Source organism: Neisseria sp. HMSC074B07, assembly GCF_001810355.1.
Lineage (GTDB): Bacteria > Pseudomonadota > Gammaproteobacteria > Burkholderiales > Neisseriaceae > Neisseria.
The window spans coordinates 1-4,392 of sequence record NZ_KV800971.1 but is presented as its reverse complement, the minus strand read 5'-3'; the positions used below and the strand labels follow the sequence as shown (position 1 = coordinate 4,392).

General features: G+C 45.1%; 4 protein-coding genes. All 4 read right to left on the bottom strand.

Going from position 1 to position 4,392, the window contains the following annotated elements; translation table 11 throughout:
• Positions 1-734 precede the first annotated feature (734 nt).
• Positions 735-2,189 carry a magnesium transporter gene (gene mgtE, locus HMPREF2726_RS10325; RefSeq protein ID WP_049223886.1) on the bottom strand — a complete coding sequence of 485 codons (1,455 nt, stop codon included), beginning with the start codon at positions 2,187-2,189 and terminating at the stop codon, positions 735-737.
• A gap of 240 nt (positions 2,190-2,429) precedes the next feature.
• Positions 2,430-3,230: a hypothetical protein gene (locus HMPREF2726_RS10320; protein WP_070603300.1), complete on the bottom strand. Its 801-nt coding sequence runs from the start codon at positions 3,228-3,230 to the stop codon at positions 2,430-2,432.
• A 106-nt stretch (positions 3,231-3,336) separates the two neighbouring features.
• Positions 3,337-3,582: an RHS repeat domain-containing protein gene (locus tag HMPREF2726_RS14745; protein WP_315401867.1), complete on the bottom strand. Its 246-nt coding sequence runs from the start codon at positions 3,580-3,582 to the stop codon at positions 3,337-3,339.
• Between the two features lie 37 nt (positions 3,583-3,619).
• The gene (locus HMPREF2726_RS10315; RefSeq protein WP_070603298.1) at positions 3,620-3,958 is read right to left on the bottom strand and encodes a YacL family protein; all 339 of its coding nucleotides are present in this window, start codon (positions 3,956-3,958) and stop codon (positions 3,620-3,622) included.
• Positions 3,959-4,392 lie beyond the last annotated feature (434 nt).

The following is a 4,392-nucleotide window of genomic DNA, read 5'->3' as shown; positions in this document are numbered from 1 at the left end:
GTATTGTACTATTTTATTTTTAATTGACTATACTTATCAAGAAAATTTTTTGTATTTAAAGGGAAGTTGTTTTCTGCTCTCGGACTCACGTCCATCCACCATAAAGTATAAAAAGGTCGTCTGAAATCCATCACCCCATGATTTCAGACGACCTCACCCCAGCCGTAGCGTGGGTTCTGCCCACGAAAAAAACAACACTGTTTATCGCCCGACTCGGAAACCAAGCCATCAATCCCGTGGGCAAAGCCCACGCTACAATCCACGGCAGGTATGCAGGTATCGCAGTGCCCTACCCGCCGCCCCGCCGAATTTACCTGTCAAGGAAGTCAATGAGAAAGTTCTTTGCTTCTCTTAGACTCACGTTACTCCATCATAAAAGTTAAAAGGTCGTCTGAAATCCATCACCCCACGATTTCAGACGACCTTGTCCCAGCCAGCCGTAGCGTGGGCTCTGCCCACGAAAAAAACGCCATGTTATCTCCCGACTCGAAAACCAAACAGATGATTCCGTCGGCAAAGCCCATGCTACAATCCACGGCAGGTATCGCAGTGCCCTACCCACCACCCCGCCGAATTTACCTGTCAAGGAAGTTTTTTGTGGTATCCAGTGAGAAATTTCTTTGCTTCTCTTAGCTCACGTTCATCCACCATAAAAGTTAAAAAGGTCGTCTGAAACCCATAATCACATGGTTTCAGACGACCTTTTATCTTTCCCGTCCGCTTTTCAGACGACCTTACAACAAAAACATCGTCGCCAGCCCCAAGAAAATCAGAAAACCGCCGGAGTCCGTTACCGCCGTAATCAGCACCGAGCTGCCCAAAGCAGGGTCGCGGCCGGATTTTTCCATGATGACGGGGATGAGTACGCCGACCGAGGCGGCGAGCAAGAGGTTCAGCGTCATTGCGGCGACCATCACCAAGCCGATGCCGATGCTGCCGTACAGCAGCCATGACACCACGCCCATGACCGTTCCCCAGATGATGCCGTTGACCAGAGCGACGCCGACTTCTTTTTTCAACAAACGTCCCGCCTGCATTCCCGTCAACTGCCCCATCGCCATCGCGCGGACAATCATGGTGATGGTTTGGTTGCCGGAGTTGCCGCCGATACCGGCGACGATGGGCATCAGCGCGGCGAGTGCGACGATTTTCTCGATACTGCCTTCAAACGCGCCGATAACGCGGCTGGCGAGAAAGGCGGTGCAGAGGTTGACGGCAAGCCACATCCAGCGGTTTTTCACCGAATCCCACACAGGCGCAAACAAATCTTCCTCTTCCTGCAAACCCGCCATGTTCAACATATCCGCTTCCGATTCTTCGCGGATAACGTCCACCATCTCGTCGATGGTAATCCTGCCGATGAGCTTTTTGTTTTCATCGACAACGGGCGCGGTAACCAAGTCATAACGTTCGAACGCCTGCGCCGCTTCTTCCACGTCGTCTTCGGGCCGGAAGCGCACGACTTCGGTCGCCATCACGTCCGCCACCAAGTCTTCGGGATCGGCAACCAAAAGTTTGCGGATGGGCAGCACGCCTTGCAGGATGTCGTTTTCATCGACCACGAAAATCTTGTCGGTATGATCGGGCAGGCTCTCGAAACGGCGCAGGTAACGCAGCACCACTTCACAGGCAACGTCGGCGCGGATGCTGACCAACTCGAAGTCCATAATCGCGCCGACTTGGTTGTCTTCATACGACATCGCCGCCTTGACTTGGGCGCGCTCTTCCTCGTCGCGTGTCTGCAAGGCTTCATAGACCACTTGGTGCGGCAAATCACCCGCCAGCTCCGCCAGCTCGTCCGCATCCAAGTCATCGACCGCCGCCAACAGCTCGTCTTTGTCCATCGACTCGATCAGCGTTTCGCGCACCGCGTCGGACACTTCCAGCAATACTTCGCCGTCGTCTTCAGGCGTGACCAGCAGCCAGACGATATTACGCTCGCGCGGCGGCAACGATTCCAACACTGCCGCCACGTCGGCAGGGTGCAGCTCGTTCAAAAGAACGGTCAGCTCGGTAAATTTGTCGCGCAACGCCTCGTCCTCAATCGGCACGCCTTCCTCAATTTGCGGGAAGGCGGGCGAAAGGATTTCGCACAGCGCGTGGATACGGTCGAAATCGGCGGAAACGCGCTCTACGTCGCTTTCGATACCGTCGCTTTCAAGGTTCGGAGGGGTTTGTTCGATGCTCATAAATGCTCCGCCCGCCGGATGCGGGAGGGCATTTCGGCGGGATGGTTATCGTGTATTTCGGGATAAACCGGAAGGGAAGTTCAGTAAAAACGAACTGGGAAGGTCCATAATAAAAGCCTGCTGATTCAGGCGTCGTGTTGGAAACGGAGCGTATTTTACCGCGTTTCGAGGCGGTTTACTATTTTTAACTGAAAAGGTCGTCTGAAATGTATAAATTTCAGACGACCTTTCAACACCTTATTAAGGTAAAACACCTAATTTTTCAAGAATTTCAACTTTTTTAAGATCTAACGCACTTAGTTTCTCGATCAGTTTATTATATTTCTCTTCCGACTCCATTATTTCTTTGGGAAACTCGTTGGTTAATTGGCTAAATAACAATTTCCCGTCATCATCAAAATATTCTTCCTCTCCACCAAAAACGGATCCATGAACTTGAATCATTTTCTTACCATTAGGATAAAAAAACGTAGTGAGTGCATTTTTCTCTTCAAGATCGGTTTCACTCGCCATGACCAGTTTGCCATCCACATAATTGCCATAGACAACTTCATTGCGCGCAACATTTTTTTGCTTGAAATTGTATAGTTTCCCATCTGCTGAGTATGAAGTTACGACACCGTCTACAGCTTCTGAAGAATTAAAGTTTTTCTCATTTTTAACCGAGATCACAGCCGGGTCGATTTGTTTAGTTCCACTATCCTGATAAAAATCCTGAATCACTAAGTTTCCATCAGCGGTCTTACCCAAAATCTCGCGATAAAAACCTCCTTTAGCAGGACGTTTTACCAGTTTGAATTTGGGCGTAAAGTAATAGACTTTCTTCTCTTGTAACGGAACATCAATTAATTTGGATGTTTTAGCGACGGAATATTTTTCCCAATCTTGCGCACTGGCAGGAATAGGAAGCGCAGTTTTGCCTGTTTTGTATACGCTAGATTGGTGGTGATGAGATGCAAAACTTACCTCTGAATTATCCTTAATTGCCGAGCAGGCACTCAATGCGCCTGCAACAAATAAAACAATCAATAATTTTTTCATAAAATTCCTTTTAAAAAAACATCATCTGAATACTGGCAGCGTGAATAACTATAAAAGATGGAAGGTTATCTAAAAATTTTTCTAAGCAATTTTACCATGAATAATGTTATTTCCATATTTTGTATTGTCTATTTTGTAAAAGTCTCAGCTTTCCAGAAAACACTTCTATGATCCAATCCCAATGGATCAATCCATAAAGTTGGATTGACAACATAGGCAACAAATTTCCCCCGCCTTTCAAACCAATCGGATCTTGACTTACAAACCGCCCGATTTCAGGGTCGTAATAGCGGAAACGGTTGTAGTGTAGCCTGCTTTCTTCGTCGTAATACTGACCTTGGAAGCAGTTTATTACCGTTGTCAGCGATAGAACTAACTATATTAGGCAATTAGATAGATACTTCTTTCCTACTTTCAATCAATTTTTTCCATTGATATAAAAGGGACAAAAAGTATTCAAAGTCATAAATAGTTACATCCATTTCAGTAAATTCGTTAAAAATATTTATCTTATCTTTTGTTATGGAAATTGTGTGGGCATTACCCGTACCTTCCCAAATTTCTATCTTACCGTTTTGAACTTGACTAATATTGTCTATTATTAAATCAACAGTATTTTCTACTCCCATGACATCTTCTTCCAGAAAATCTGCAATTATTTCATCAGAAAATTTTAAATTGTTACGTTTGACTCTGCAGATGTTATAACTATCTATATAAAAATACATAAAAATCCTTAATAAATCGGATATGCTGTATTAATATCATATCCTTTTTGATTAACATATCCTGAGATTATAACACCGCTAGTTGATACTCCAGAAAATTTATTTCCAGTAATACAACCATTATGATATGCACTTTTAATCTCAGAAATTACTCGACTTCGAGACCATGTTTTAGGATAAAACGATGAATCTACCGTTTTTTTAATCCATTTTCCTTTTGTGAAATCAAAAATTTCAACATTTCCTACATATACCCCATGTAGATTCTGTTTCTGAGTAATATTCGTAATTCTTGCTCTAGTATTATGCCCAATTGATCCTTCATGATGAAATCCCGTTGCCTGCCCTTTACGATTAATTTCCCCATGAAAAATATGTTCCGAGACCTTTGCAAAAAAGTCCTCCTCCCGACAACCGAAACCTCAACACAGTTT

Excerpts from the sequence above, each read along its gene's own strand:
- mgtE (WP_049223886.1), bottom strand. The coding sequence starts at position 2,189 with ATGAGCATCGAACAAACCCCTCCGAACCTTGAAAGCGACGGTATCGAA.
- HMPREF2726_RS10320 (WP_070603300.1), bottom strand. The coding sequence starts at position 3,230 with ATGAAAAAATTATTGATTGTTTTATTTGTTGCAGGCGCATTGAGTGCC.
- HMPREF2726_RS10315 (WP_070603298.1), bottom strand. The coding sequence starts at position 3,958 with ATGTATTTTTATATAGATAGTTATAACATCTGCAGAGTCAAACGTAAC.